This is a genomic window from Calditrichia bacterium (genome assembly GCA_020634975.1).
Classification (GTDB): Bacteria; Calditrichota; Calditrichia; order RBG-13-44-9; family J075; genus JACKAQ01.
The window spans coordinates 2,571,751-2,595,279 of the sequence record JACKAQ010000001.1; the positions used below are offsets into that span (position 1 = coordinate 2,571,751).

Here is a 23,529-nt window from a genome sequence, read left to right on the forward strand (position 1 = left end):
CCCCTTTTTTTATCTCACCACAAAATCAAAATACGTATCGGGGAAGGGCTCGTCTTTCAGGGTGAAATGCCACCACTCTTTGGAATAATTGCGAAAGCCGTATTTTTCCATCAGCGATTTGAGGAGCAGGCGATTGGCGCGTTGCTGCCCGCCGATTTCCGGGTTGGCGGTGTGCGAGAGCGGATCGAAACAATCCCAGTTGGTGCCCATATCCAGCCCGTTGTCCGGGAAGCGCTGGCTTTTTCCTGCGCGACAATCGCAGAGGGAATCACCGGGCGAATATTCCGGCTGTGCGGCTGGCGGCATTGCGACAATCGTCAAATCGACCGTGCTGCCGCGACTGTGCCCGGACTGGCTGGCGATGTAGCCATCGCGAAACAACCGCCGCTTTTCGACATCCGGGTAAAATTCCGTTTTCATCAATGTGTCATCCAGCGCTTTTGCCCATCGTACGAAGTGATCCACCGCACGCTGCGGGCGATAGCCATCGTAAATTTTTAGCGATAATCCCAGCGACATCAGTTCGATCTGCACATTTCGCAGCGCCTCCGCCGCTTCGATAGTCAGATAACATTTGGGCGCGTCATATCCATCGATGGGCGTTCCGGCAAAATTATGCGGCGTGGCGTATCGAATTTCCAGCAGCACATACGGCACTACTTCGGTGACATCCACAAACGTATCGGGGATGTTTTCGCCGCGATCATCCGCTGCGAAAATGACGCAAAAAATCCCGCTCAAAACTATAAAAATGGTGATGAATTTCATTCGTTTTCTCCAAAAAACCGGAACTAGAAAATTGAATTGATTTTGAATTTAGTGCATTTTGGGGATAAATGCAAAAAGGCACGGAGTTACCGTGCCTTTTTTGTAAACTGATATAAAAACAAATATTTACATTCGGCGAATTTTCACTTTTCCGCTCGATGTGCGCAGCGAAATCAGCGGACCGCCGCCGTTAATTTTGCCATTTACGTAGTGACGTTCTTCTTCGCCGTCAATATCAAAATCGCTGACAATCCGATCACCGCGCGCTTCAACATCAATGTTTATATCCTTATCCAAATAAACAGTGATGCTGCCGCCGCTGGTTGCCAACCGGCAGTCGCCGCGCGGTTGTTTGGAGAGATACGCTTCCACCGAGCCGCCGCTGGTTTTTGCGTCGATATCGCCCATCACTTCTTCAACTTTGATGCTGCCGCCGGAAGTTTTGGCGTAAACGTTGCCGCTGGCTTTATCGATGCGAATGCTGCCGCCGGAAGTTTTGGCGTCCACATTGCCTTCAACTTGCCCGATATTGATGCTGCCGCCGCTGGTTTTGATATCTGCATCGCCAACGCAGCCATCCAACGTAATGCTGCCGCCACTGGTTTCGCCAAAAACGGGACCTTTGATATCACCGAAATTCAGGCTGCCGCCGGAAGTGTGGGCTCGCACTTCACCTTCCAAATCACCAACGTCGATGCTGCCGCCGCCGGTGTGCAAATCTACATTGTATTGCTGCGGAACAGTAATCACATATTCCACGCGCATGTTGCCCCAATTATCCCAGTTTCTGCGATGCTTTTTCCATGCTTTTACGCGCACATCTTTGCCGTCTTTTTCGACGGTAACTTCGAGTAAATCTTCAATTTTGTCTGATCTGTCGCTAAACCAGCCGCGTTTTTCAGCATACAGTTTAACGTCAACGCGATTACCGTTTCCTGTACGGACTTCGATGGAGCCGAGATCGCTTTCCACAAACAGCGTTCCGCCGGAGGAAACGTCGAAGCTTTTATCCACAATGGTATCGGCAACGGCCATTACGGTGATTGCCATCAGGCATACAATTGCCCAACGGAAAGATTTCGTTAGCCTGTTTTCCATAATTTTGTCTCCCATTTTGTTTTATGAAAAAGGTGTTTTATCCTGTTTTTGTGGTTGATTAGACAACCGTTTGTTCATTGAAACGCTTTGTATATACCGTAATAGCTTCGAAAATGTTTTTCTTTTTTAGAAAAAATCTTCGTATTTTGGTGTTGCAGGTCATCTCGTATCGTTAGCAAATCGTTATTCTACAGGCGAAGGAATTGAATGATCAACGAAATATTGCCAAACTGGAACAGGAGAGGCTATGCAAAAGGATTTGCTTTCGACATACTTTGAACAGGGAAAGTTTACGGAAGCCGTTAAACTCTTAGTCGGAACCTTGGAAACAGCCAAGCAAGAGCTTGGCACCGAACACCCGGAAGTTGCAAAATTGCTGAATAATTTGGCGTTTTTGCACCGTTTTCAGGCGAAATACGAAGAATCCGAACGGTATTATCGCGAAGCATTGGCGATTGACCAAAACCTTTATGGCGATGACCAGCCGCAAGTTGCCGCCGATTACAATAATCTCGCCGAATTGTTCAAAACGCAGGGACGTTTTGACGCCGCAGAAGAATACTACCGCAAAGCATTGCATATTTGGCAACGGCATTTGGGAAATAAAGATGCAACCGTTGCTACCGTGCTGAACAATCTGGGTGGCGTATATTACGCGCAAGCGCGATACGACCTCGCACGCACCTATTATTTGCGTTCGCTGGAAATGTGGAAGTCCATTCATGGCGAAAATCACAAAAATGTGGCGACCTCTCTGAACAATCTCGCCGAGTTGCACAAACAAACCGAAAATTACGAAGAAGCCAAAACGCTGCTGCGTCAGGCGATCAGTATTCTGGAAAATCAGTTGGGGAAAGATCACCCGCTGGTTGCCACGTCCATTAATAATTTGGCAAATATTTACAAAACGATGGGACAGCGCAGCGAAGCTAAGTCTTTGTATTTACGCGCGTTGCACATTCTGGAAAATGCATCCAGCACCAGCCATCCCAATTTGGCAACGACGTTGAACAACCTTGCATTATTATATGAAGGCGAGCGGAATTACAGCCTCGCAGAAAATCATTTTCACCGTGCGTTGGATATTTTGCGCAATGTTTACGGCGAATCGCATCCGAAAGTGGCGCGATTGATGAACAATTTGGGATATCTGTACAAGACCCAGGGCAAATACAGCCAGGCAGAGCCGTTGTATCAACAGGCGCTGGCTATCGACGAAAAAAGTTTTGGTCCGGACCACACGGAAGTGGCAGCGGACCTGAACAATCTGGCCGGTTTGCTGCAATCGCAGGGGCGTTATAGTGAATCGGAAAAACACTATCGCCATGCGCTGGAAATTTGGGAAGCAGCGTTGGGTGAGTTGCACCCGAATGTGGCAATGGCGCGGAACAATCTGGCAATCGTGCTGCAAAGCCAGGGCAAATTTGAATCTGCGGAAACGCTGTTCCAAGATGCGCTGTCGTTTTACGAAGCCAATTCCAACGCCGATCCCTCGTCGCTGGCGAGTGCGCTCAACAATTTGGGCGGGTTGTATAAATCGCAAAGCAAATACAAAGATGCGGAAAAATTGTATCACCGTGCACTGGCGTTGCGGAAAGAAGTTTATGGCAACGAACACCCGGATGTGGCGGAATCGCTGAACAATCTGGCGGAATTATACAAAGCACAGGGCAAATTTGTGCAGGCGGAACCGCTCTACAAAACCGTCATCAATATTGATGAAAAACGGCTCGGGCGCGATCATCCGGATTTCGCGGTGGACCTGAACAATCTCGGCACGTTTTATCTGGATCAGGGCAAATACGGCGAAGCGGAACCGTTTTACAACGATGCGCTGGAAATCAGCAAACGCCAGCTCGGCTGCGATCACCCGGATGTCGGCATGAATTTGCACAATATGGCATCGCTGTATCGCGCGCAGGGCAAGTTTAATGATGCGGAAAAATACTATCTGGAAGCGTTGGAAATCTGGGAACGCACACTCGGCGAGGATCACCCGAACATCGCTACGCTGCTGCACAATCTGGCGGAATTTTATCAATCGACAGATCAGTTTGACAAAGCCGAGCCGATGTATCACCGCGCGCTGTCCATCCGCGAAAAAACGCTCAATCCCGATCACCCGGATATCGCAGCATCGCTGAACAATCTCGGCAGCTTCTATTTTCTGCAAAAAAAATACGACGAAGCCGAAGACATGTTTAACCAGGCGCTGGCGATTTGGGAAAAAACGCTCGGCAAAGAGCATTCGCACACGGCAACCTGCCTCAACAATCTGGCGGAATTGTATCGCGCACAGTTCAAATACGAACAGGCGGAGCCGCTTTACAAAGAGGCGCTGCGCATCTGGGAAAAGAACGAAGGCTTGAGCACGATGAACGTAGCGGTATGCCTGAACAGCCTTTCGCTGATGTATGAATTGCAGGGACGTTTTGAGGAAGCCGAACCACTGCTGAATTGCTCGCTGCTCATCCTGCAAAACAATTACGGAAAAACCGATCCGCAACTGCTGACCGTGATTGAAAATTTAGCGGTGCTGTATCAAAAAATCGGGAAGTATGACAAAGCGAAGGAATTGGAAGAACGCGCGGATCACATCAAAACGATCCATCGATTGAAATAAACCAGTTAACCATAGCATCTCCTTTGGGTTCCCCTTCTTTCTTTATGAGAGAAGGGGATTTTTTTTACCCATTATTCATATCGCAACGCATCAATCGGGTTGAGCGATGCCGCTTTTTTCGCGGGATAAAATCCAAAAAACACCCCAACGATGCCGGAAAACAGCGTCGAAATCATGATGACTGTCGGGTTGATGACCGTGCTCATCTCGGTAAATTGCTCCAGCGTAACCGTAATCAGAAACGCCAGCAAAATCCCGATGATCCCGCCGGAAAGGCTGAGCACCACTGCTTCGATGAGAAACTGGGCGAGCACATCCACGCTGCGGGCACCGACGGACAGGCGAATCCCGATTTCCCGGGTGCGCTCCGTTACCGAAACCAGCATGATATTCATGATGCCGATACCGCCGACGATCAGCGAAACGCTGGCGATCGCGCCGAGCAGCAGCGTCATCACGCGAGTTGTTTCGGATGCGGCTTCGGTGATTTCCGCCTGATTCGCGATGTTGAAATCGTCGTCATCGCCGGGATTAAGCCGGTGCGCCTCCCGCAACAGCACCCGAATTTCTTCCTGTGCTGCTGCCAGTTTTTCTGATGAAATGGCGCTGGCGTTGAGCATATCCACATATCTGCCGCCGCGCATGCGATACAAAACGGTGGTGGCCGGCGCCAAAATCACGTCGTCCTGATCGTTGCCCATGCCACTTTGCCCTTTCGCTTTCAGTACGCCGATCACCGTGAACGGCGTGTTGCGAATGCGGATGGATTCGCCGGTCGGATCCTGATTCGGGAACAATTCGTCCGCAACAGTTTTGCCGAGAATCGCCACTTTTTTATTGCCGCGCACATCGCGGTCGGTGAAAAATTCGCCGTAAACCAGTTCCCATTTGCGAATTTCGAAATAATCCGGCGTCACCCGTATGTGGATGTGCTCCAGTTCCCGCTGCCGCCGATGACCTGTCCGCCCGCGCGAACCACTGGCGAAATGCCTTCGAGCAGCGTGGCTTCCGAGCGGATTTTTTCCACATCGTCGAACGTAAAGCGGTTGAAACTGCCCGCCCCGCGACTGACACCGCCGGAACGGCTGGCGCCGGGAAACACGATAATCAGGTTTGTTCCCAGCGATTCAATGCCTTGCTGAATCTGTTTTTGTGAACCCTCGCCAATCGCAACCATCACAATTACGGCGCTTACGCCAATGATGATGCCCAGCGACGTGAGCAGGCTGCGCATCCGGTTTTTGAGGATGCTCTTAAACGCGACTTTGAGCAGTCGGATAAATTGGTTCATGTATGGCTCTCTGATTTTTTAGTTTATTCACCAAACCGCATCCCGGGTAGCGCCACTGGCGCGTATCGAGGGGTTGCATCCCGAGTAGTCCCGTTTTGTGGGGCGTATCGAGGGTGCGTTGTTTATCCGTCATTTTTTCGAAATTTTGGTTTTTTTGCAAAATATGTCAGCAAATTCCATTCGCCATTGATGAGTGCAATTTTTTTTGCACGGGACCAATTTTTGATTTGCTGTTCAGCTAAAAATGCCTGATGAATGTCAGCCATTTCTTGAGAAAAAACGAGTTCTATTGGCAATCGTTTACGGGTCCATTCGCTGCCGATACCACTTTGGTGTTCGTATAGCCGTTTTTGTATATCCTCAGTGCTTCCGGTGTAAAATGAGCCATCTGCACATTTCAGGATGTAAATCCAGGCTTTCTGTGTATTTGTCATTTTAGTTTCGTGGTTTCGCACCCTTCGATACGCCCGTTCCGGGCTACTCAGGATGCATCAAAATGTTTGAGTTTCACCATCGGGTAGCGCCACCGGCGCGTATCGAGGGGTACGGCTGATTGCTGTCCCAATCTAATCCGTCTCAACGACGGCGTTCATGGTTTCCAGATCGGTTTTAGCGTTGCGGCGGTTTTGCACCGGCGTATCTTTTACAATTACGCCATCGCGCATGCGGATAATGCGTTTGGCATATTCCGCAATATCCGGTTCGTGCGTCACTAAAATGATGGTGATGCCCTGATCGTTCAATTCCTGAAAAACGGACATCACATCCACCGAAGTGAAGCTGTCGAGGTTGCCGGTGGGTTCGTCTGCCAGCACAATCGCCGGTTGGTTGACCAGCGCCCGGGCAATGGCAACCCGTTGCTGCTGTCCGCCGGATAGCTGGTTTGGCACATGATCCATCCGGTCGCCGAGCCCCACTTTTTCCAGCGCAGCGATGGCTGCTTTCCGGGGATTGGCAATTCGCTGCTGGCGATCGTACATCAGCGGTAATTCCACATTTTCCAGCGCCGATGTTCGCGCCAGCAAGTTGAATCCCTGAAACACAAACCCAATTTTCTGGTTGCGAATATCCGCGTATTCATCTTTGCCGAGCGTGTTGACGTGTTTGTTATCGAGAAAATAATCGCCGTCGGAAGGCTCATCCAAACAGCCGATGAGGTTCATCAGCGTGGATTTGCCGGAGCCGGACGCGCCCATAATCGCCACAAATTCGCCGCGCCGAACGGTGAAATCCACCCCGCGCAACGCCCGTACAGACACATCGCCAACCTGATACGTTTTGGTCAACTGCCGCGTTTCGATGACAATTTCGTTGGTCAATTCCATATTAAAATCCCCGTCTCGGCGGGCCGAATCCGCCGGATTGTTGCCGCCGCGTGCTGGTTTCTGTTGTGCCGCTGCTGGTTCCGGTGATCACTTTCATCCCTTCTTCGAGGCTGCGGCTGCGAGCGATTTCTGTGTTGCTGCCGTCCGTGCTGCCGGCGCGCATCATCGCCATCGCTAAATTTCCGGCGTCATCAATAAACCAAACCTGTTTGAAATCGCTGCCCGAACGTCCGCCACGGGCGCTGTTTCCGCCACGCCCACCAAAATCACCACCGCGATTTCCACCGTCACCGCGCCCGCTGCGCCGTTCCCGAACCGAGTCCGGCAATGCTTCCATTTCTTTTTGGCGCCGCTCGCGAAACGCGGTCATTTCTGCTTCCGACGGTTGAAAACGCAGCGCGGCGTTGGGCACCAGCAGCACGTCATTTTTCTGTTCCACAACAAAATCGACCGTCGCGGTCATGCCCGGAAGCAACAAATTATCGTCGTTTGGCGCATCGATAACCACTGTGTAAGTGACCACGTTGGAAACCACCGCCGGTTTCAGCCGCACCTGCCGAACGCTTCCGTTGAAAATTTTGTCCGGATACGCCTGCACTTCAAATCGCACCGGCAACCCGATTTTGATCGTCCCGATATCGCTTTCGTCCACTTCTGCGAGAATTTCCATTTTCGAGAGGTCTTCGGCAATTTCGAACAGCGTGGGTGCGGAAAGGCTGGCGGCAACGGTTTGCCCCTGTTCCACATTTCGCTGGATCACGGTGCCGTTGATCGGCGAATAAATGAACGCGTATTTCAAATTCTGTTCCGCCCGCTGCAGGTTCGCTTCCGATGACACCAGCGCAGCCCGCTGCGTTTTCAGGTTGATGTCGTATTGCAAAAATTCCGACTCCGCCAAAAATCCTTTTTCGAACAGCGGTTTGTTGCGGTTGTAATCGGAAATCGCTTTGTCCAGCTGCGCCTGCGCCCGGTTCAGATCCGCTTTTGCGGTCAAAACCGACGTTTTCAGGTTAACCGTATCGATCACTGCCAGCAATTGCCCGCGACGCACTTCGTCGTTAAAATCGGCGTAAATATGTGCCAGCGTGCCGGAAACCTGCGTGCCGACTTCAACCGTTGTCACCGGACTGAGCGTGCCCGTGCTGGAAATTGTGCTTTCCAGATTTCCCCGGGTGATTTCCGCAAACAGGTATTCGGTCTTTGCTTTTTTGGTGAAAAAACCGAACGATGCGCTTCCCGCTGCCGCGAGTAAAATCAGCAAAATGGCGCCGATAATGATTTTTCGTTTCATTGCTATCTCTTTGAATTTGTTGAGTTTAATTGTCAAATATCGAAATTGCCGCATCGATATCGCCGGTAGAAAATTGCAGCGACATAAACGATAGCAACAAATTATAATCCGCCGTAATCCGGTCGTTTTGGGCGCTGAGCATTTGCGCCCGAACCTGGCTAAGCTCCACAAATGTGGATGAACCCACGTTATATCGTTCCTCAACCGCTTTGAGCGCTTCCGTCGCAGAGGCCAGTTGTGCCCGGGCAACATCGCGCTGTTTGAGGGCGGTTTGGTAATTGAGTCGCGCCTGCCGAACCTGCAATTGCGCATCCAGCTCCAGATTTTTCAGCGCAAGCTGCTGGTTGGACAACTGGATTTTTGCGAGCTGCACGCTGTATCGCGTGCGGAATCGGTCGAACAACGGCACGGAAAGTTGCAATCCGATTGAAAATGAGGGGTTGAGATCGAAAAACTGATCGGAAAAATCGCCGATATTGCTGAGCGTCCGGTAATTGGAATTGGTGCTGAAACTCAGCGACAGCGTCGGGAAATATCCCGCTTTGGCGATGCGGATGCCCTGCGACGATGCATCGATCTGCCGCCGCTGTGCCAGCAAATCCGGGCGATTATCCGGTTGAAAAATAGCTGTGCCCGCGTTTTCGCCCAATTTGGGAAGCAGCCGTTCAATATCCGGGCTGACAATTTCCATCGCCGTGTCCGGCGATTGTCCCAACACCAGCATCAATTGATATTTGCTGATTTCGTAATTGCGAACCGTGTTCAGCGCTTGCAATTCCGATTGCGAAATGGCGGCTTTTTGCTGCAGCACGTCGGCGAGCGAACGATTACCGGCGTTGTAAAATTCCTGGATAAGCGCCAGTTGTTTGCGCTGTGCATCGAGATTTTCATTTTGAATGGCGATTAGTTCGCTATCCAAAACTGCTTGCAGAAAAACAGATATCGTTTCAAACAAGGTGGTTTGGCGGCTTCGCTCGAAATCCAGTTCGTCCGTTTCCAAATTGAACCGCGACTGTTTTAGCGATGCCACATCAGAAAATCCGTTAAACAAATTCACGCCGGAAGATGCGCCCGCGCTGAAACTGTTGTTCACCTGCCCGCTGGTTTCGTCCGATTGCAAATCGATATTTTTGCTGTACTGCCGGCTCACCGATGCGGAAACATTCAGGTTTGGCAGAAAATTGGCTTTCGCCTGTTTGACGTTCACTTTGCCGGATTTCACCGCGTTTTCCGATCGTTTCAGATCGATATTTTCGCTCAGCGCCAGTTGAATCGCGCCGCCGAGTGTCAGCCGTTGCGGTTGTTGCGCATAAATTTTTCCAAAAAATAGCGCCAGCAACATCAATAAAAACATAGATTTCTGAACATATTGTATTGTTGGTTTTTTGTTGTATTTCATGTCAGCCACCATTTTCCGTAGCCAATTGAAGTGTTACCCACAGTTGTTGTGCGTCCAGTTCGTCCATCGGGTTTTCGCCAGCCATTCCGCCGGGTCTGCCGCCCATTCGCCCGCCACCGGGACGTCCGCCCATCCCGCCGCCGGGTGGTCCGCCGCCCAAGCCACCGCCGGGTCTGCTGCCGCGCATTTCTTTCATGCGTTCTTTCATTTCTTCGCGGATTTCTTTGCTGACCGCTTCAACTTCCAGCCCGATTTTTATTTTTTGTCCGGGTTGCGCTTTTTCGCCGATGGCGCTCAGCGGAAATTTGATTTCGTAACAATACACGCCATCGTTGAACGCCACGGCACCGGCAAATCCGTTCAATCCGTTGCCGGAAATTTCGGTGGTGTCGCCGGAAATCCGGTAAAATTTGCCGTTCATCGGCAGTTGGCGATTGGCGCGTTCGTCGCGCCAGTTATCGGTTGGGGGTAGATCGCCCATTCGTTCGCGCATTTCCTCAAATCGCATCGGGATGGCGTTTCGGTCAACATAGCGAATGCCGAGCGATTTTTTCTTTTTGCCATCGCCGTTCACCCAAAATACCAACCCGCGATGGGTGGCTTTTTGGGCCAGCCGCGCATCGCGAAATCGCAAGGTGAGCAGCAAATTTTCGCTGTTGTTGGCGGCGCCGTAAACGATGTCCATTTCTTCGTTGTAATCCAGCGCCAAATCGCCCCAATCGCTGCCGTTGCCGTCCACGCTGATCGGTTGGCTCTGCCAGTGGCTCTCCATTCTTGCGGATGAGCATGCTGCAATCATCGCTGAAAGTCCAACAAAAAAGAATGCTTTGGATATTGTTTTTATTCGAATTAAACGACGTATTCTTGAAAACTGTTGATAGTTGCGTAACAAAATTATTCTCCTTTTTTCGAACACATGCGATCGAAATTAATCGCGATCCATTGGTTCGTCGGGCGGTCCGGGAAACCGGAACCGTCTGCGTTTTTCTTTATTGTATTTCCGGTATTTTTCCTGCTGTTCCGGTGTCAACACGGTTTCAACTTCCGTTTGTATTTTTTGAATCGTTTTGATAAAACTGCTGTCATCCGGCGATCCAATTCCAGGCTGACGTTTGCTGAACGCGTGTTTCTCAAAAATGCCGGCGATTTGAGATTGCTGCGCTTCCGTGAGATCGAGCATCCGTGCTAACCGTTTGATTTCACGTTCGTTACGCCGTTTTTCAAATTGGCTGAAATGCTCTTCCAGCCGCTGACTTTGTTCCGGCGTGAGGATGCTGCGCAGCTCTTTTTTCACCGAATCCATCACGGCGGAAACCTCGCCCTGATAGCGTTCGCGAATGCTGACCATCTGTTCGGATTCGCGTTTGAGCACTTGTTGGATGGCTTCGCGCTGCTGTTCATCCGGTTTGATGATTTCGTCCATCGTTTTCAGAAAGCGTTCCTGCGGCGACATCCGTTCGATGCGCTCCATTTTCCGGTGGCGCAGCGTGCCGCTGGCGATCGCGCCAATGGCAATGCCAATCAGCAGCGTGGTTAAAATCGCCAAAATAGATTTGGTTTTTGTGTTCATCATTCCCTCACAATCAATTCGTCGAGTTCCAATGCATTTTCCAGTGTTACCTGCGGGACGGCTAAAATACTGTCCAGCGATAAATCCTGTTTATACAATATGTTAGTGGTGATTAACAGCGCAACGGCAATCACGCCGGCAATCGCCACGCGCCGGAATGTCCAGATCAGCGACATGAAAAAATCATCTTCGCGGGCAGATTGGCGTTCCGCATGAATCCGCTGCATCACCCGTTCCGCAAAAAACGGGGCGAATTGCGGTTTTGGCTCACCCGTCAACGTTTCGCGAAGCGCCTCGATCTGCTGTTTTTCGATGCGCAATTCCGCAAAATTGTTGAGCGCAGAAGCCAGTTGTTGCTGTTCCTCAGGCGAAAGTTCATCATCAAATGAGCGATACAGCAATGTTTTGAGATGGTGGTTCATCGTGTCTCTCTTTTTGGATTTCATTTTGCCTCCGCAAAATAGGGTGACAATATGGTTTTCAATTTTTGCTGGGCGCGCAGCAGCCGGGTCATCACCGTTCCCTGCGGAATCTCCAGTATTTCCGCAGTTTCTTCGGTGGAGTAGCCTTCCAGCAGGCGCAGCACAATCACTGTCCGGTATTTTGTGTCCAGCTTGCGGATCGCCCGGTGAACGAGCGCGCTGCTGTTGTCATCCGGTTTTTTGGCGGATTCATCCGCTAATTCGAGCGTTTTTTCGTCATCGTCGATCGATGAAAATAGCGATCGCAGTTTGCGCCGCCGGATTTCATTCAACGAAAGGTTGATCGCGATGCGCGTCAGATATGTGCTAACAGCGGAATCGCCCCGGAAATTTTTAAGGTTTTTGTAAAACCGGATGAACACTTCCTGCCCGACATCCTCCGCCTCCGGGCGATTGCCCAGCATGCCGATAACCGTTGCCGCAATCCGCGATTCGTGCCGTTGCACCAGCATTTTGAAAGCGTTATCGTTGCCGGACAGCGTTTGCGCAATTAGTTGTTCGTCGGTCAAAACCTGCGTTTCCTTTTCCTTCATTCATTGCATTAGACATGCAAATTTAGCGGATATTTCAAAAAAAATAATAAATTATATTGGGATGATATTTTGGGAGGGAGATGAGTTCAGAAAATCAAGCGAATACAAACGATATGTTGCAAGTTATGAAATATTGTCAGATGAGCTGCGGTAGGCAATCGGGTTGAGCAGCTCGCGTCCCAAATTGCCGAGGGTCAGTCCCTGCCCGTCTGCCCGCACTTTGATCACGATAATCGTCATATCATCGCTTTGCGGCGTTTTGCCGACAAATTGGTGAACATCGTTGAAAATACCGTTCATCAAATCTTCTGCGGAACCGTTGAGCCCTTTGGTGAATGCGGCTTCGAAGCGGTGTTCGCCAAATTCTTCTTTGTGTTGATTCATGGCTTCGGTGAATCCGTCGGTATAAAATACGAAAACGTCGTTTGGTTTGAACGGAATGTGCACTTCCTGAATCAGCCGTTCGAAGGCATCGCCTTTTTCCATGCCCAAAGCGAGTCCGCGCGGGTTGATATTTTGGAGCGTTTGGTCGCTGGTTTGGCGCATCAGCACCGGATTGTGTCCGGCACGCGCCAGTACAAGTTCCTGCGCTTCGAGATCAAAAATGCCGTAAATCATGCTGATAAACACGCCGCGACGGACATTTTGGTAAAAGAGCCGGTTTAATTGGGACAGCACAAATGCCGGCGATTCGGACATATTTGCCAACGCACGCAAAAATCCTTTGGTGAGAGTCATGTAAAATGCGGCTTGCGTGCCTTTTCCCGAAACATCGCCGATTACCACGCCGAGGCGATTTTGCCCCAAATCCACAAAATCGTAATAATCGCCGCCGATTTCCAGCGCCGGAATACAACGCGAGGCAATATCCAGCTCGTTGATTTGCGGATTTCGCTCCGGCAAAAAGCTCATTTGCACTTCGCGGGCGATTTCCAATTCTTTTTGCAAGCGCTGCCGTTCGGTAATGTTTTTGTAGAATTTTGGTGCCAGCCGGTCAAAATCTGTGATGCGATCGCGGGTGAAAAGCGTTGTTAATGCATATCCGATAATCAGAATAAAAACCCCCGCGAGCAGCATTCCCGAAAACGCGAAATGATCATTTCCGGTGAAAAACAAACCGATGGCCTGATACCAGAATGTGTTGGTAACTAACGCGGCAAATCCTGCAATAAGGTCGTATTGCCAAAAAGCCCATAGTGTAAAAGCCATCACAATCGCTTCGATAATCACGCCGGGCAAATAAGGCTCGAGCCCATCCCGATGCACCAGTGTGATGAGCAGCGTAACAATCCCGATCACCACCCACGGCGACTGGAAAAGCCGCCGGAATACGCTCATCCCGAATAATAAATAGCAGGTTACTGTCCAGATCATCGCAAAGCTGACGATGCCAATCATCCGTAGCAGTGGATTTACCGAGCTGAAAATCATCAGGCTGCCGTTGAAATTTGGGATAATAGCAACCGCTTCGAAAAACGACACCATTTTTACCAGCAATGCCCACGCAGCCAGGCTCAAAATGCCAATACTAATGCCCCGCAAAATATTAATGCCAATTTGCGAATGCAGAACATAGCCGTTGCGCAACAAATCCAGCGAGATGAATTTTTCTTTCCAGGTTTCCCGCCCGATGGATTCGCCAACAGCCCAAATAAAAACGATCGAACCACCTGTAAATAAAGAATTTAAGATGACAGGAATGTAAACGTTTATACCCATTGTTCGGTATAAATTGAAATACAGATAAATGCCAAAAAATAATCCGGCAACAATACCAAGCCCGATGCCGAAACGGAAATCCATCTCGTATGCCTGCCAGCGTCGCAGTGCGATGATAATTGTACTGATCACAATCAGCATCAACATCAGCGGGAAAAGATAATCATCCAACGTATTGACAAAACTGGTTTGATACATGCCTGCAGGTTGGTAATTGCTTTGGAAACGGATGATACGATCACCGACAACTGTTGCGGTAAGTTCGATGGGAATATTGATCAGCGGAGCAGTTGTCTTCCAGAAAAAATCGTAATCTACCCGTTCCTGGTGCACTTTTTCGGTGATTTTATTTGTGTTGCGCTGTTGTTTGATTGTATCTGTTTTGGAATAGAAAAACGGTGTATGTTCGGAAATAAACTGCGCCAAAATTGATTCAGCATCGGACTGTGAAATATCGGCCAAGTTGCTGGTATCCGGCCATTCAAGTGTGTATTCCAGCAATCGCCCTTTGGTATCATATTTAAAAATGGCACCGTTCATCATTTTGTTGGATTGGTCATTGCCGTTAGAAAAAAGACGATTGCTGAGCAATTCATCCTTCAGCCATCGAACCTGCCAAAAATAAACCGGAAGGTCGTTGTTAAGCGCGGTGTTTGCCTTTTCGAGACCCAGTTCCATCTGTGTTTGGCGTAGCAATTGGGTGTATCGATTTAATACAGCATCTGCGTAAAATCCGTCGATATTCAATTGTTGCTCGCGTGCGAGATTTACCGCTTGCGCTTCAATTTCAGATTTGGTGAGTGGCAAATTAAGGTTGCCAAAGGGGTGAATTTTTGGATACAGATGCCACAAAATCCCGGCACTTACAAGAATCAACAGTATGTATATTGCGACTTGATTACGAAATTTCATTCGGTCAACCTTTGCAAAACGGTAGCATCGTTCGCATACTTAATTTCAAAAATAATATTGATAGAATAACAGGATAGACGGGAATTTGCAACGAATGATTCGCATTTTTTGGAAAAATATTGCTGAATTAAAGGGCGTGAAATTGGTGCGCTGTCAACTATTATTTGCTGGGAGCCTGACCGTTCACCGAAAACTGGTCGAGGATTGTCCAGAATGTTCGTTTGTCGATCTGAAGATCATCCAGATACACTTCCAACAATTCCTGCGAGATTAAGCTATGATTTGGAAGCGTTAGTCGCCGGAAAGGGAATTCCGCTTCGCGCAGAACTGTAATCTGGAGCTCGCGGAGTTCCACGTTAAATCCTAATTTTCTAAAGGCTTTAATCGCTGTTTCGTGAGGTATGTTTTGCATAATTTTATGCCGATTTAAACGGGTAATTTTTCATTGCGTTGTTTATGGCTGATTACATAAGCATTTATAGCAGCTTTTAGCAACTGGCGGGCACGTTCCTCTGTGGATGCCTCTATCGCGCAGCCCGGTAAGCTGGGACAATGACCAATGTATTGATCATTCGTTATTTTGAGAATTACCAGTTTTAACTTCATCGATTTGCCAATCACCAACCTTATTAATAAAAAAGTAGCCTGGAAAAATAGGCTCTTTACGTTTCAATATATCGTCAAAAGTATTACAATTCAATACAAAATCCCGAAAAGAAATTAATTTTATACCGGAAATCTGTATATTCTGTAATATAGCTGCCTTTGCCCGGTTGGGTGTGATGTAACGAACATAATATAAAACGCAAAAAGCTCCATACTGAAATTAGAATTCAGCAATGGAGCCATAACGATTTATGCAGGTTAAAACCTGCCAAACTGATCAGCCGTATTTTGTTATCGAAAACTATTTGGTTTCGCGATAAATGACATGTTTCCGGACGATAGGATCGTATTTTTTGATTTCCAGCCGGTTTGTTGTATTCCGTTTGTTTTTCACTGTGGAATACATATGCGAACTTTCGGTGCTTTTCAGCTTGATTGTTTCGCGGATGTTGCCTTTGCCTTTAGCCATGATAAACTCCGGTTTCTGCCATCAATGATTGCAGGTTATGCAATCGGGTCAACTAAAATTGGTAAAATTACATTACATCCTGAAGTTGCAAATTCTGTTCGCGCAAATACGTCATCAGACCTTTGTGCGTTACTGTTTTTAACGCTTTGGTGGACAGGCGAACACGAACAAATTTGTCCAGTTCTTCCACAAAAATGCGTTTGTTTTGCAAGTTCGGATATTGGCGACGCTTGGTCCGGTTGTTTGCGTGCGAAACATTGTTACCAACCAGCGGCTTTTTGCCTGTTAATTTACATTTCCGTGCCATAATTAAAAATACTCCTGTTGCCGTTTGAATGGGTATTACTTCACGTTCTGGATATATTCCAGCCCGGCTTGTACTTCTGCTTCAACAGCTTTGGTTTCGTCGCTGTCTAACGGCACTTTTACAATTTTTTCGGCAAAGCGCCATGAGCCGGAATCTTTAGATTGATAGGAAAAAACAACCTTGATTGCTTTCTTATCTTCTGGGCCTTTTTTAAGCTTGCTTTCGAACGTTTGCTTCTTAGCCATGATAAAACTCCCTGGTTATTGGGGCTTGGAAGAATCGCTTCCAATTAGTTTACGATAGAAAATGCAGGACAAACGAGTTAATCGCCCTGCATTTTCTTTTGGAGCCTGCTAATTTAATTAATGACAACCGGGATGTCAATATTAATATCAGTTTCATTTTGAATAAAAATGAACAGATTATTGATCTAAACGGTTGAAACCGCATCAGCGCAATGTTATTCGTTTAAAAATATGCTTTGTATAACAATTTAACATTCCGGGATGGCTCCGGAAAAATATGTTTGATCTGGTTGAGATGCTTCCGGTATTCGCTGTCAAACACGTTTTCGATGTTCAGCGAAAACGTATGCAGCAAGCCGCTTTTCGCGAAACTGTAATCTGCGGAGAGATCGGCGATGGCATATCCGTCGGTTGGGGTTTCGAACTCGCCGGTGCGATCTTGCTTTGCCGCTGCGCGAACCGCCGCGCCAATGGAAAATTCCTGCCAGTGAAACCGCAAATACGCTTTCCCTTCAAACGGTGGGATGCGCGGAATCGCTTCATCCAGATCCACCAATTCTGCTTTTACATAGCTGGCAGTGCCGCCAATTTGCCAGGCAGTAAACGGGCGCCATTCCCATGCGCTTTCCACACCCTGCATCAGCGCTTTTTCGCCAACAAATTGATATTGGAACAGGCTGTAAATGCGAATGCTACGTTCGCCGGTGTTCTTCGCAAAAATGTAGTTGCTAATGGCGTTTCGGAACGCAGCCACGCGCAGCCGCCAACTCGGAGATTTCACATCCATAAAAATTTCCAAACCGAGTCCGCGCTCGGCATCCAGATTGCTGTTGCCCACTTCGTAGTTATATACTGCCAGATGCGGACCTTCGGAAAACAATTCTTCGATGCCCGGCGCACGGTAGGAACGCATCGCTGAGCTGCCGAGGGAAATCTGGCTGTTCAAATGGAAAATGCCGGAAATGCCGCCGGATATGCCTGCAAAACTGCGTTTTCGGATAATTCCGGCTGCGTTGCTATTACCGGAAAATTGCGGATTAATAGCCCGGGCATCCAAACGCATGGCACCATTCAGCGATAATTTTCCCCATTCTGTTTCCTGGTACAAAAACGCTGCGCCGGAATATTCTTTCGATGGCGGTGTCAGGTTGCGCCCACTCGGCGTGGAGTGATCGCGGAATTCGCCCCAAAAACCAATGGCGCCATTCTCAAAAATACCGATACGGTTTGTGCGCAGCAGCGCGGCGGCGTGATGGGTGAGCACATCAAATCCGGTACCGGTAATTTCTCTTCCGAGATTGCGGCTGAACTCAATTTCAGAATGCCGATAGCGGGTAAATGCGTGGCGCAGTTCTATTTTGCGAATGGCTGTTTTTGATGGAAAAATTTCCGCTTTCGTTTCGATGTGGTTGCGTTCCAGATCAATCTGTACGCCGCCGGGATGCCCGGCAACCGGATCGGGCGGAATACCGTAATCCGATTGGTAGTGGCTTGCAGATGTGCCGATAGTTCCCCATTTTTTCACCAGCCCGACGCCCGCAGATGCGTTGGTGGTTTGGATTTTCGTGTTGGCAAGCTCGCCGATGGGCGTGACAATATCCTGCGTTTTGCGAAAACTGCCATCGCCGCGAACCACAAAAGCGCCTGCCGGAACCGATGCGCTACCGCCGAGGGAGTAGCCATCATTCACCGATTCGCCCTGTGCGCTGAGCGATCCGCTGGCGCGGTGGATTTTTGTGGTGGGAATATATCCCCGGGCAACGTTGATTACACCGGCCAGCACGTTCGAACCGTGCAGCAGCGCTTCCGGACCGCGAATAATTTCTACCCGTTCTGCGGTCATCGGCTCGATAGTTACCGCGTGATCGGACGATGTGCCGGAGAGATCGCCGGTGCGCTCGCCATCTTCCAGAACCAGCAGACGGTCGCCGCCAAGCCCGCGCAGCACCGGACGCGCCGGTGCCGGACCCATCGTCCGTTGCGAAATTCCCGGTTCGTAATCTACTGTTTCTGCTATGGTTCGCCCCAAATTCTGGCGCAGCTTTTTGCCGCTGATTTCCTGCTCCGGTTTCGCCAGTTCGGACAATTCATCGCGTTCACTTTCCACAACCACGTCCTGAACGGCGATGGCCGAGCCACTCATTTTCAGCCGCACAAAACTCGTATCGTTTTCTACGATCTCTACATTGAAACTGGCGTCGCGGTAACCAACGCGGAAAACTTTCAGCGTAAAAGTGCCGGTCGGCAATTCGTAAAAATGAAAACTCCCGTCGTCGTGCGAGGTGTAAGTGCGGTTGAGTTCCGGCAAATACATCTGCGCGTAACTCACCGGCTCGCCGCTTTGCGAATCGATCAAAACACCTTCCACAGCGCCGGTGTTCGGCGGCGGAACGATGGCTGCATCCGCGTCTGCGGCAAAAACGGGGATCGCCAGTATCGCAGCGATCCCCAAAACAATCATTATTTGACCCCAAAAATTACGCATTATTGTGTCACCGTAACGGGGATTGGCGGTGATTGATAATCGGCGTGGTCGCCGTGCAGCAGTTCCAGCGTGAGCGTTGTGCTGCCTGCCGCTTTGCCAACAACGTGAAAACGATATTTTCCGTCTTCGCTGTGCTGCTCCCATTCTGCGATGTCGCCGTTTGCGAATGAATATCCCAGTGAATAATCCTCGTCATCCGGCACAAACTCGTCGCCGTCGTGATCCAGAAATTGCAGGGAAATAAGCGCGGTTTCGGTGCCTGCCGAAACGGAAATTCCGCCGGTAATCGCGCCTTCTTCGATGCGCACAACTTCCACGCCGTTCAGCGTCAGTGTCAGGCCTTCGGCGTCGGCGTGTGTGTGATCCGGCTCTGTGGAATCTTTGCTGCATCCGGCGGAAATGAGTAAAATCAAAATTAGTAACATGCTGATTTTTAATAAGTTGCGAGTCATTTTGAATGCCTTTCAGTTTGATTTATTGTGAATTCATACAACCGAAAAACCGTTATTTGATACGAAGCCAACGTTAACGCAACGCATCAACCGGTAGATTTCGGCGACAGTATAGATGCCAGTTGCGACGCAAAATCACAATATCTTACGATTTTCACCTTACATAAGGATGAACTCATGCAGGATAAAATGAATCTATTGTGCGACAATTTGCCGGTCGCAACCGGAACACAAATAAATGGTGAATTAACAGAAAGGCGGGGCTTTGTTGACAAAAATGAATCCCGGGAAAACCGGTTTTTGAACATCGGTTTCCGGGAGAATGAGCGAAACGGTGCTGTTGAGGGAAACGGAAATGGTCGTTCCAATTCCCGGCGCAGTTGCCTGCCAGTGATACTGCACAACGCAGGCGATACATTCGGGTGTGTAAACCTGTTTTGAATCGTGGTGGTGCAAAAACGGCGCAGCAAAGCTGAGGGTTAACAACGCTACGGTTGCCAACGTCAACAACAGATTCATCAGTTTTTGCTGTTTCGTTTGCATTAATTCCACTTTCAATTCCATTTCGAAAGTATAATAATCAGTGTTTGGCGAAAATGCAACTGAGTTGAATTTTCTAACGGAAAAATAATGTTGGCTGTTTGGGGATGAGGGTTTTGGGGGTGAAATCAACTGCAACTTTTATGACGAGCAGTGAAAATTATTGATAATAGCGTTTGCGGAACCCGGTGAATTCGTCCCCGCCGAGAATGATACGGCGAATATACGCAGAAATAAACCCAAGCCCGTAGCCGATCACCTGAATGGGCATTACCAGCGGTGTGAGCAGGGCGACAGCGGCGCTGCGATATTGCAAACCGGCGTGAATTCCCGAAAGTGCTAAAATCGCTAAGCCTGCCAAAAACAACCATTTAGCAATTGTCCAAACGGGTGAAAGCAGCAGGCTGGCGAGGATGAGCAGAATTAATCCGGCGGTAGCGATTGCCGGCAGCGCGTGCACCAATTCCAACATTTTTTCATCAATTTTATAGAGATTGATCCGCGCCACGCCCCAATTAAACACCTGCCGGAAAAATTTTTTCAGCGATGTGCGGCGTTTGTGAAACACAACGGCATCAGAAATGAGGATGGTTTTTGCGCCGCTTTCCAGAATGCGATGGCTGAATTCGATGTCCTGCCCGTGCCGCAGCGAGCCGAAACCGCCGATCGTTTCGTAGACTTTCCGAGAAAGTCCCATGTTAAAACTGCGCGGATAATATTTCCCAAGGCTCTTTTTTTTGTGCCCGCGAATGCCGCCGGTGGTGATAAACGAGGTCATTGAATAATTGATGGCTTTGAGCAGCGGCGGAAAATCATCGCGAAAAGAATCCGGTCCGCCGAAAGCGTCGGCGTTTTGCGCGTTCACATCGCGGTCGATGGCTGCCAGCCAGTTGGGCGCAACTGTGCAATCGGAATCGATGAAAATGAACATATCGCCGCGCGCATGTTGCATGCCCATGTTTCGCGCTGCGCCGGGACCTTTGTTTTCCTGCCGGAAAAATTGGAGATCAAACGAACAGTTTTTTTGGACGCGCTGAACGAGTGCGGCGGTGCTGTCGGTGGAGCCGTCGTCTGCGATGATCAACTCGTAGCGATCTGCCGGAAAATCCAGTTTTTCGAACGATGCCAGCAGTTCGCGAATTTCATCTTCGCGATTATACGACGGCACAATGACGGAATAAAATTGGTATCGGTGCTGGTTCATGCGGTGTTAGTCTGCCATCCCGATTTTGAATTGCATAATGTCGATGGGCTCCGGGCTTTCGTAGACCTTTGCCGGCAGAATATCAAATACGGCGATGTTGGTGTGTTTTCGCTCGCCTCGATCGTTGGAAAGCATAATTTTGCCATGCTGCGTCCAGTTTTGCCACGGTGTGGTAAAGCGCGGTTCATCATCTTCTGCATTTGGGAAATACGACCACTGATCGACCAAATGGGTTTCACTGTTCACAAAAACGTGATATTTATTTTGCGGCGTATCGCCCACATTTTCGAATGTTAGCTGCAACACATCGCACATCGCACCGGACTCTGATTCCATATCACCGATGTATTTTAAGGTTACGCCGCTGTCTTTCAATTTATATGGCATGAACATCCAGTAGCTATCGTTGATCCAGATGCTGTTGGCGCGTTTGAGCAGCTCGGCGCGTTTGGCGTCGTCGGTGACTTCGCTGCCGTTAATCCATGCGCGACCATTTTGGGTATTCAGATTCATCAGCACCAAAAGGGAGTCGGCTTGCAACCGGTAATCGCCGGTCCATTTGTCCCAAACGAGCGTACGGCGACCGAAAAAATTCCAGGTGATGTGCCGGGTGTTGTCCCAGTTTTCGCGTCCGCCGAGTGCTGTCATCACTTCGTCGGCAATTTCGATGGCTTTTTTGTCCGATCCCGCAGCGTTGAAGCCGGGCATCGCCGGATTTTCGGATGATTGCGCAATTGCCATTCCGGAAATAACCAGCCAGCAAAAACATGTTGATATAATTAATTTTCGCATATTTTCCTCCGCAAAAAAGTTGGGTGATGTGGTGAAAGACAATCCGCTGTCCGGTACTGCTTTCCGAAAAATATCCCATAAAACAGAAAAGCGGAATATACATTCCGCTTTTAAAGTGTTCAAGGTTGGAAAAAAAATGGGGATTAGTTGTCAAACCCGAGATTCGCGCCGACGAGCATTAGCAATAACATGGTTATAAAAAGAAAAAACATTTTCAACAATTTTTCTTCATAATTGTTGTGATTGATGTTTTTCGCAGGTTTGCTTTTGTCGTGGCGAACCGGAATAAGTTGTTTGGGGCGATCATTCGGGTCAATGTCAAACAGGTTATCAAACCAATTAATTACGTTGTCAATTAAATTTAGTACTGCCTGCCAGATTTGATGCATAATTACCTCCGCTTTGGTGCATCTTCTCTTACGAGCAATCGATCGAAAGGTTTCTGACCGGTTCAGTTCGATTGCGTTAGATGCGTTTGCCGTTGCGTATTTCGCGTTCCATAATTTCCACAGCAAGGTTGCGAATATCTTTTGCGCCACGGCTATTGGGTTTGTAATCGAAAATCGTTTTGCCAAAACCGGGCGATTCCGCCAATGCAACATTCACGCTGATTTTGGTTTTGGTCAATTTATCGCGAAACATGTTTTCTAATCGTTTGATGATCGAATCGGACAATTTGTTACGCCGGTCGTACATTACCGGAATAATTGCAGAAATGGATAATCCCGGATTGTAAAACGCCTTGATTTTGTAAACGAAAGATACGGTTTTTTTGGAGCCGTGCAACGCAAAATGCTGACACTGAACCGGCACAAACACCCGTTTCACAAACGACAGCGCATTGGTTGTCAGCAAGTTTACCGATGGCGGGCAGTCGATGAGCAGATAATCGTAATCCAGCGGTACTTTGGCGAAAGCGCGCCGGAAAAAATCGCCGGTTTTGGCATCTTTGTGATAGTTTGCGGCTAATGAAATTTCCAGATCCCGCAGTCCTTTTCCGGCTGAAATAAAATCGAACTTTCCGCGATAGCTTTTGACAACTTCTTCAAAACTGCGTTTTCCGGCCAGAAAATCTTCGATGCCATCCACCCGCATGGGATTTACGCCCAGATTTTGCGTGAGATTTTGCTGCGGATCGATGTCAATTAATAACACTTTTTTGCCAAAACTGCTGAACGCTGCACCCAAATTTGCGGTTAACGTGGTTTTGCCAACCCCGCCTTTGAGGTTGAATAATGCAATTGTTTCCATTCGCCCAATTTTCGAGTTTTGAATCTGTGGTTCCGTTTGTTCGGTTTCTATTTCCCTATAGTCAATGCTCATAACGCATCCGTTTTAATCGTTTACCGAAAATTTTATGTTAAATCAGCCGTACTCAGGATGTTCAGTATCGGCGTTTTATCTGGCAATGTTGATCG

Annotated in this window: 24 protein-coding genes and 1 pseudogene; 1 reads left to right on the plus strand and 24 read right to left on the minus strand. The window is 48.8% G+C overall.

The window, feature by feature from the left end:
• Positions 1–9: 9 nt before the first annotated feature.
• A complete protein-coding gene (locus H6629_10365) occupies positions 10–768 on the minus strand; it encodes a M15 family metallopeptidase (protein MCB9068197.1) in 759 nt (252 codons plus the stop codon).
• A 126-nt stretch (positions 769–894) separates the two neighbouring features.
• Entirely contained in the window at positions 895–1,866 is a 972-nt protein-coding gene (locus H6629_10370; GenBank protein ID MCB9068198.1) for a DUF4097 family beta strand repeat protein, read from the minus strand.
• A gap of 322 nt (positions 1,867–2,188) precedes the next feature.
• On the opposite strand from H6629_10370, the gene H6629_10375 reads away from it, so the two are divergent.
• Positions 2,189–4,489: a tetratricopeptide repeat protein gene (locus H6629_10375; protein ID MCB9068199.1), complete on the plus strand. Its 2,301-nt coding sequence runs from the start codon at positions 2,189–2,191 to the stop codon at positions 4,487–4,489.
• A 71-nt stretch (positions 4,490–4,560) separates the two neighbouring features.
• On the opposite strand, the pseudogene H6629_10380 reads toward H6629_10375, so the two are convergent.
• From H6629_10380 to H6629_10485, 22 genes and pseudogenes are all read right to left on the minus strand, one after another.
• Positions 4,561–5,780 (minus strand): annotated as a pseudogene (locus tag H6629_10380) (ABC transporter permease).
• Positions 5,781–5,902: 122 nt separating this feature from the next.
• Positions 5,903–6,214: a GIY-YIG nuclease family protein gene (locus H6629_10385; GenBank protein ID MCB9068200.1), complete on the minus strand. Its 312-nt coding sequence runs from the start codon at positions 6,212–6,214 to the stop codon at positions 5,903–5,905.
• 132 nt (positions 6,215–6,346) lie between these two features.
• On the minus strand, positions 6,347–7,105 hold the full coding sequence (locus H6629_10390; GenBank protein ID MCB9068201.1) for an ABC transporter ATP-binding protein: 759 nt from the start codon (positions 7,103–7,105) through the stop codon (positions 6,347–6,349).
• 1 nt (position 7,106) lies between these two features.
• Positions 7,107–8,396, minus strand: a complete 1,290-nt coding sequence (locus H6629_10395; protein ID MCB9068202.1) for an efflux RND transporter periplasmic adaptor subunit — start codon at positions 8,394–8,396, stop codon at positions 7,107–7,109.
• 25 nt (positions 8,397–8,421) lie between these two features.
• Entirely contained in the window at positions 8,422–9,795 is a 1,374-nt protein-coding gene (locus tag H6629_10400) for a TolC family protein (protein MCB9068203.1), read from the minus strand.
• A gap of 1 nt (position 9,796) precedes the next feature.
• Positions 9,797–10,594: a hypothetical protein gene (locus tag H6629_10405; GenBank protein ID MCB9068204.1), complete on the minus strand. Its 798-nt coding sequence runs from the start codon at positions 10,592–10,594 to the stop codon at positions 9,797–9,799.
• 129 nt (positions 10,595–10,723) lie between these two features.
• Positions 10,724–11,365: a hypothetical protein gene (locus H6629_10410; protein MCB9068205.1), complete on the minus strand. Its 642-nt coding sequence runs from the start codon at positions 11,363–11,365 to the stop codon at positions 10,724–10,726.
• The gene (locus H6629_10415; protein ID MCB9068206.1) at positions 11,365–11,811 is read right to left on the minus strand and encodes a hypothetical protein; all 447 of its coding nucleotides are present in this window, start codon (positions 11,809–11,811) and stop codon (positions 11,365–11,367) included. Before H6629_10415 ends, H6629_10410 begins: the two co-directional genes overlap by 1 nt.
• Positions 11,808–12,380, minus strand: coding sequence for a sigma-70 family RNA polymerase sigma factor (locus tag H6629_10420; GenBank protein ID MCB9068207.1), 573 nt, complete (start codon positions 12,378–12,380; stop codon positions 11,808–11,810). The genes H6629_10415 and H6629_10420 overlap by 4 nt, the downstream gene beginning before the upstream one ends.
• 123 nt (positions 12,381–12,503) lie before the next feature.
• Positions 12,504–15,011 carry a PP2C family protein-serine/threonine phosphatase gene (locus H6629_10425; GenBank protein MCB9068208.1) on the minus strand — a complete coding sequence of 836 codons (2,508 nt, stop codon included), beginning with the start codon at positions 15,009–15,011 and terminating at the stop codon, positions 12,504–12,506.
• 160 nt (positions 15,012–15,171) lie between these two features.
• Positions 15,172–15,423 carry a hypothetical protein gene (locus H6629_10430; protein ID MCB9068209.1) on the minus strand — a complete coding sequence of 84 codons (252 nt, stop codon included), beginning with the start codon at positions 15,421–15,423 and terminating at the stop codon, positions 15,172–15,174.
• A 14-nt stretch (positions 15,424–15,437) separates the two neighbouring features.
• Entirely contained in the window at positions 15,438–15,617 is a 180-nt protein-coding gene (locus H6629_10435) for a type II toxin-antitoxin system HicB family antitoxin (protein ID MCB9068210.1), read from the minus strand.
• A 301-nt stretch (positions 15,618–15,918) separates the two neighbouring features.
• Positions 15,919–16,086, minus strand: a complete 168-nt coding sequence (rpmG, locus tag H6629_10440; protein ID MCB9068211.1) for a 50S ribosomal protein L33 — start codon at positions 16,084–16,086, stop codon at positions 15,919–15,921.
• A 67-nt stretch (positions 16,087–16,153) separates the two neighbouring features.
• Positions 16,154–16,393, minus strand: a complete 240-nt coding sequence (rpmB, locus tag H6629_10445) for a 50S ribosomal protein L28 (GenBank protein ID MCB9068212.1) — start codon at positions 16,391–16,393, stop codon at positions 16,154–16,156.
• Positions 16,394–16,428: 35 nt separating this feature from the next.
• Positions 16,429–16,638 carry a hypothetical protein gene (locus H6629_10450; GenBank protein ID MCB9068213.1) on the minus strand — a complete coding sequence of 70 codons (210 nt, stop codon included), beginning with the start codon at positions 16,636–16,638 and terminating at the stop codon, positions 16,429–16,431.
• 223 nt (positions 16,639–16,861) lie between these two features.
• Entirely contained in the window at positions 16,862–19,123 is a 2,262-nt protein-coding gene (locus tag H6629_10455; protein MCB9068214.1) for a TonB-dependent receptor, read from the minus strand.
• Entirely contained in the window at positions 19,123–19,575 is a 453-nt protein-coding gene (locus tag H6629_10460; GenBank protein ID MCB9068215.1) for a hypothetical protein, read from the minus strand. Before H6629_10460 ends, H6629_10455 begins: the two co-directional genes overlap by 1 nt.
• Before the next feature lie 246 nt (positions 19,576–19,821).
• The gene (locus H6629_10465) at positions 19,822–20,139 is read right to left on the minus strand and encodes a hypothetical protein (GenBank protein MCB9068216.1); all 318 of its coding nucleotides are present in this window, start codon (positions 20,137–20,139) and stop codon (positions 19,822–19,824) included.
• 136 nt (positions 20,140–20,275) lie between these two features.
• A complete protein-coding gene (locus H6629_10470) occupies positions 20,276–21,319 on the minus strand; it encodes a glycosyltransferase (GenBank protein MCB9068217.1) in 1,044 nt (347 codons plus the stop codon).
• Positions 21,320–21,325: 6 nt separating this feature from the next.
• On the minus strand, positions 21,326–22,111 hold the full coding sequence (locus tag H6629_10475) for a hypothetical protein (protein ID MCB9068218.1): 786 nt from the start codon (positions 22,109–22,111) through the stop codon (positions 21,326–21,328).
• Positions 22,112–22,254: 143 nt separating this feature from the next.
• Complete coding sequence (locus H6629_10480; protein ID MCB9068219.1) at positions 22,255–22,500, minus strand: hypothetical protein; 246 nt, start codon at positions 22,498–22,500, stop codon at positions 22,255–22,257.
• Positions 22,501–22,576: 76 nt separating this feature from the next.
• Positions 22,577–23,362 carry a ParA family protein gene (locus tag H6629_10485; protein ID MCB9068220.1) on the minus strand — a complete coding sequence of 262 codons (786 nt, stop codon included), beginning with the start codon at positions 23,360–23,362 and terminating at the stop codon, positions 22,577–22,579.
• Positions 23,363–23,529: the final 167 nt, after the last annotated feature.

What these genes read in the sequence shown, in the direction of transcription:
- H6629_10365 (MCB9068197.1), bottom strand. Translation starts at nt 768, where the DNA reads ATGAAATTCATCACCATTTTTATAGTTTTGAGCGGGATTTTTTGCGTC.
- H6629_10370 (MCB9068198.1), bottom strand. Translation starts at nt 1,866, where the DNA reads ATGGAAAACAGGCTAACGAAATCTTTCCGTTGGGCAATTGTATGCCTG.
- H6629_10385 (MCB9068200.1), bottom strand. Translation starts at nt 6,214, where the DNA reads ATGACAAATACACAGAAAGCCTGGATTTACATCCTGAAATGTGCAGAT.
- H6629_10390 (MCB9068201.1), bottom strand. Translation starts at nt 7,105, where the DNA reads ATGGAATTGACCAACGAAATTGTCATCGAAACGCGGCAGTTGACCAAA.
- H6629_10395 (MCB9068202.1), bottom strand. Translation starts at nt 8,396, where the DNA reads ATGAAACGAAAAATCATTATCGGCGCCATTTTGCTGATTTTACTCGCG.
- H6629_10400 (MCB9068203.1), bottom strand. Translation starts at nt 9,795, where the DNA reads ATGAAATACAACAAAAAACCAACAATACAATATGTTCAGAAATCTATG.
- H6629_10405 (MCB9068204.1), bottom strand. Translation starts at nt 10,594, where the DNA reads ATGATTGCAGCATGCTCATCCGCAAGAATGGAGAGCCACTGGCAGAGC.
- H6629_10410 (MCB9068205.1), bottom strand. Translation starts at nt 11,365, where the DNA reads ATGAACACAAAAACCAAATCTATTTTGGCGATTTTAACCACGCTGCTG.
- H6629_10415 (MCB9068206.1), bottom strand. Translation starts at nt 11,811, where the DNA reads ATGAAATCCAAAAAGAGAGACACGATGAACCACCATCTCAAAACATTG.
- H6629_10420 (MCB9068207.1), bottom strand. Translation starts at nt 12,380, where the DNA reads ATGAAGGAAAAGGAAACGCAGGTTTTGACCGACGAACAACTAATTGCG.
- H6629_10425 (MCB9068208.1), bottom strand. Translation starts at nt 15,011, where the DNA reads ATGAAATTTCGTAATCAAGTCGCAATATACATACTGTTGATTCTTGTA.
- H6629_10430 (MCB9068209.1), bottom strand. Translation starts at nt 15,423, where the DNA reads ATGCAAAACATACCTCACGAAACAGCGATTAAAGCCTTTAGAAAATTA.
- H6629_10435 (MCB9068210.1), bottom strand. Translation starts at nt 15,617, where the DNA reads ATGAAGTTAAAACTGGTAATTCTCAAAATAACGAATGATCAATACATT.
- rpmG (MCB9068211.1), bottom strand. Translation starts at nt 16,086, where the DNA reads ATGGCTAAAGGCAAAGGCAACATCCGCGAAACAATCAAGCTGAAAAGC.
- rpmB (MCB9068212.1), bottom strand. Translation starts at nt 16,393, where the DNA reads ATGGCACGGAAATGTAAATTAACAGGCAAAAAGCCGCTGGTTGGTAAC.
- H6629_10450 (MCB9068213.1), bottom strand. Translation starts at nt 16,638, where the DNA reads ATGGCTAAGAAGCAAACGTTCGAAAGCAAGCTTAAAAAAGGCCCAGAA.
- H6629_10455 (MCB9068214.1), bottom strand. Translation starts at nt 19,123, where the DNA reads ATGCGTAATTTTTGGGGTCAAATAATGATTGTTTTGGGGATCGCTGCG.
- H6629_10460 (MCB9068215.1), bottom strand. Translation starts at nt 19,575, where the DNA reads ATGACTCGCAACTTATTAAAAATCAGCATGTTACTAATTTTGATTTTA.
- H6629_10465 (MCB9068216.1), bottom strand. Translation starts at nt 20,139, where the DNA reads ATGGAATTGAAAGTGGAATTAATGCAAACGAAACAGCAAAAACTGATG.
- H6629_10470 (MCB9068217.1), bottom strand. Translation starts at nt 21,319, where the DNA reads ATGAACCAGCACCGATACCAATTTTATTCCGTCATTGTGCCGTCGTAT.
- H6629_10475 (MCB9068218.1), bottom strand. Translation starts at nt 22,111, where the DNA reads ATGCGAAAATTAATTATATCAACATGTTTTTGCTGGCTGGTTATTTCC.
- H6629_10480 (MCB9068219.1), bottom strand. Translation starts at nt 22,500, where the DNA reads ATGCATCAAATCTGGCAGGCAGTACTAAATTTAATTGACAACGTAATT.
- H6629_10485 (MCB9068220.1), bottom strand. Translation starts at nt 23,362, where the DNA reads ATGGAAACAATTGCATTATTCAACCTCAAAGGCGGGGTTGGCAAAACC.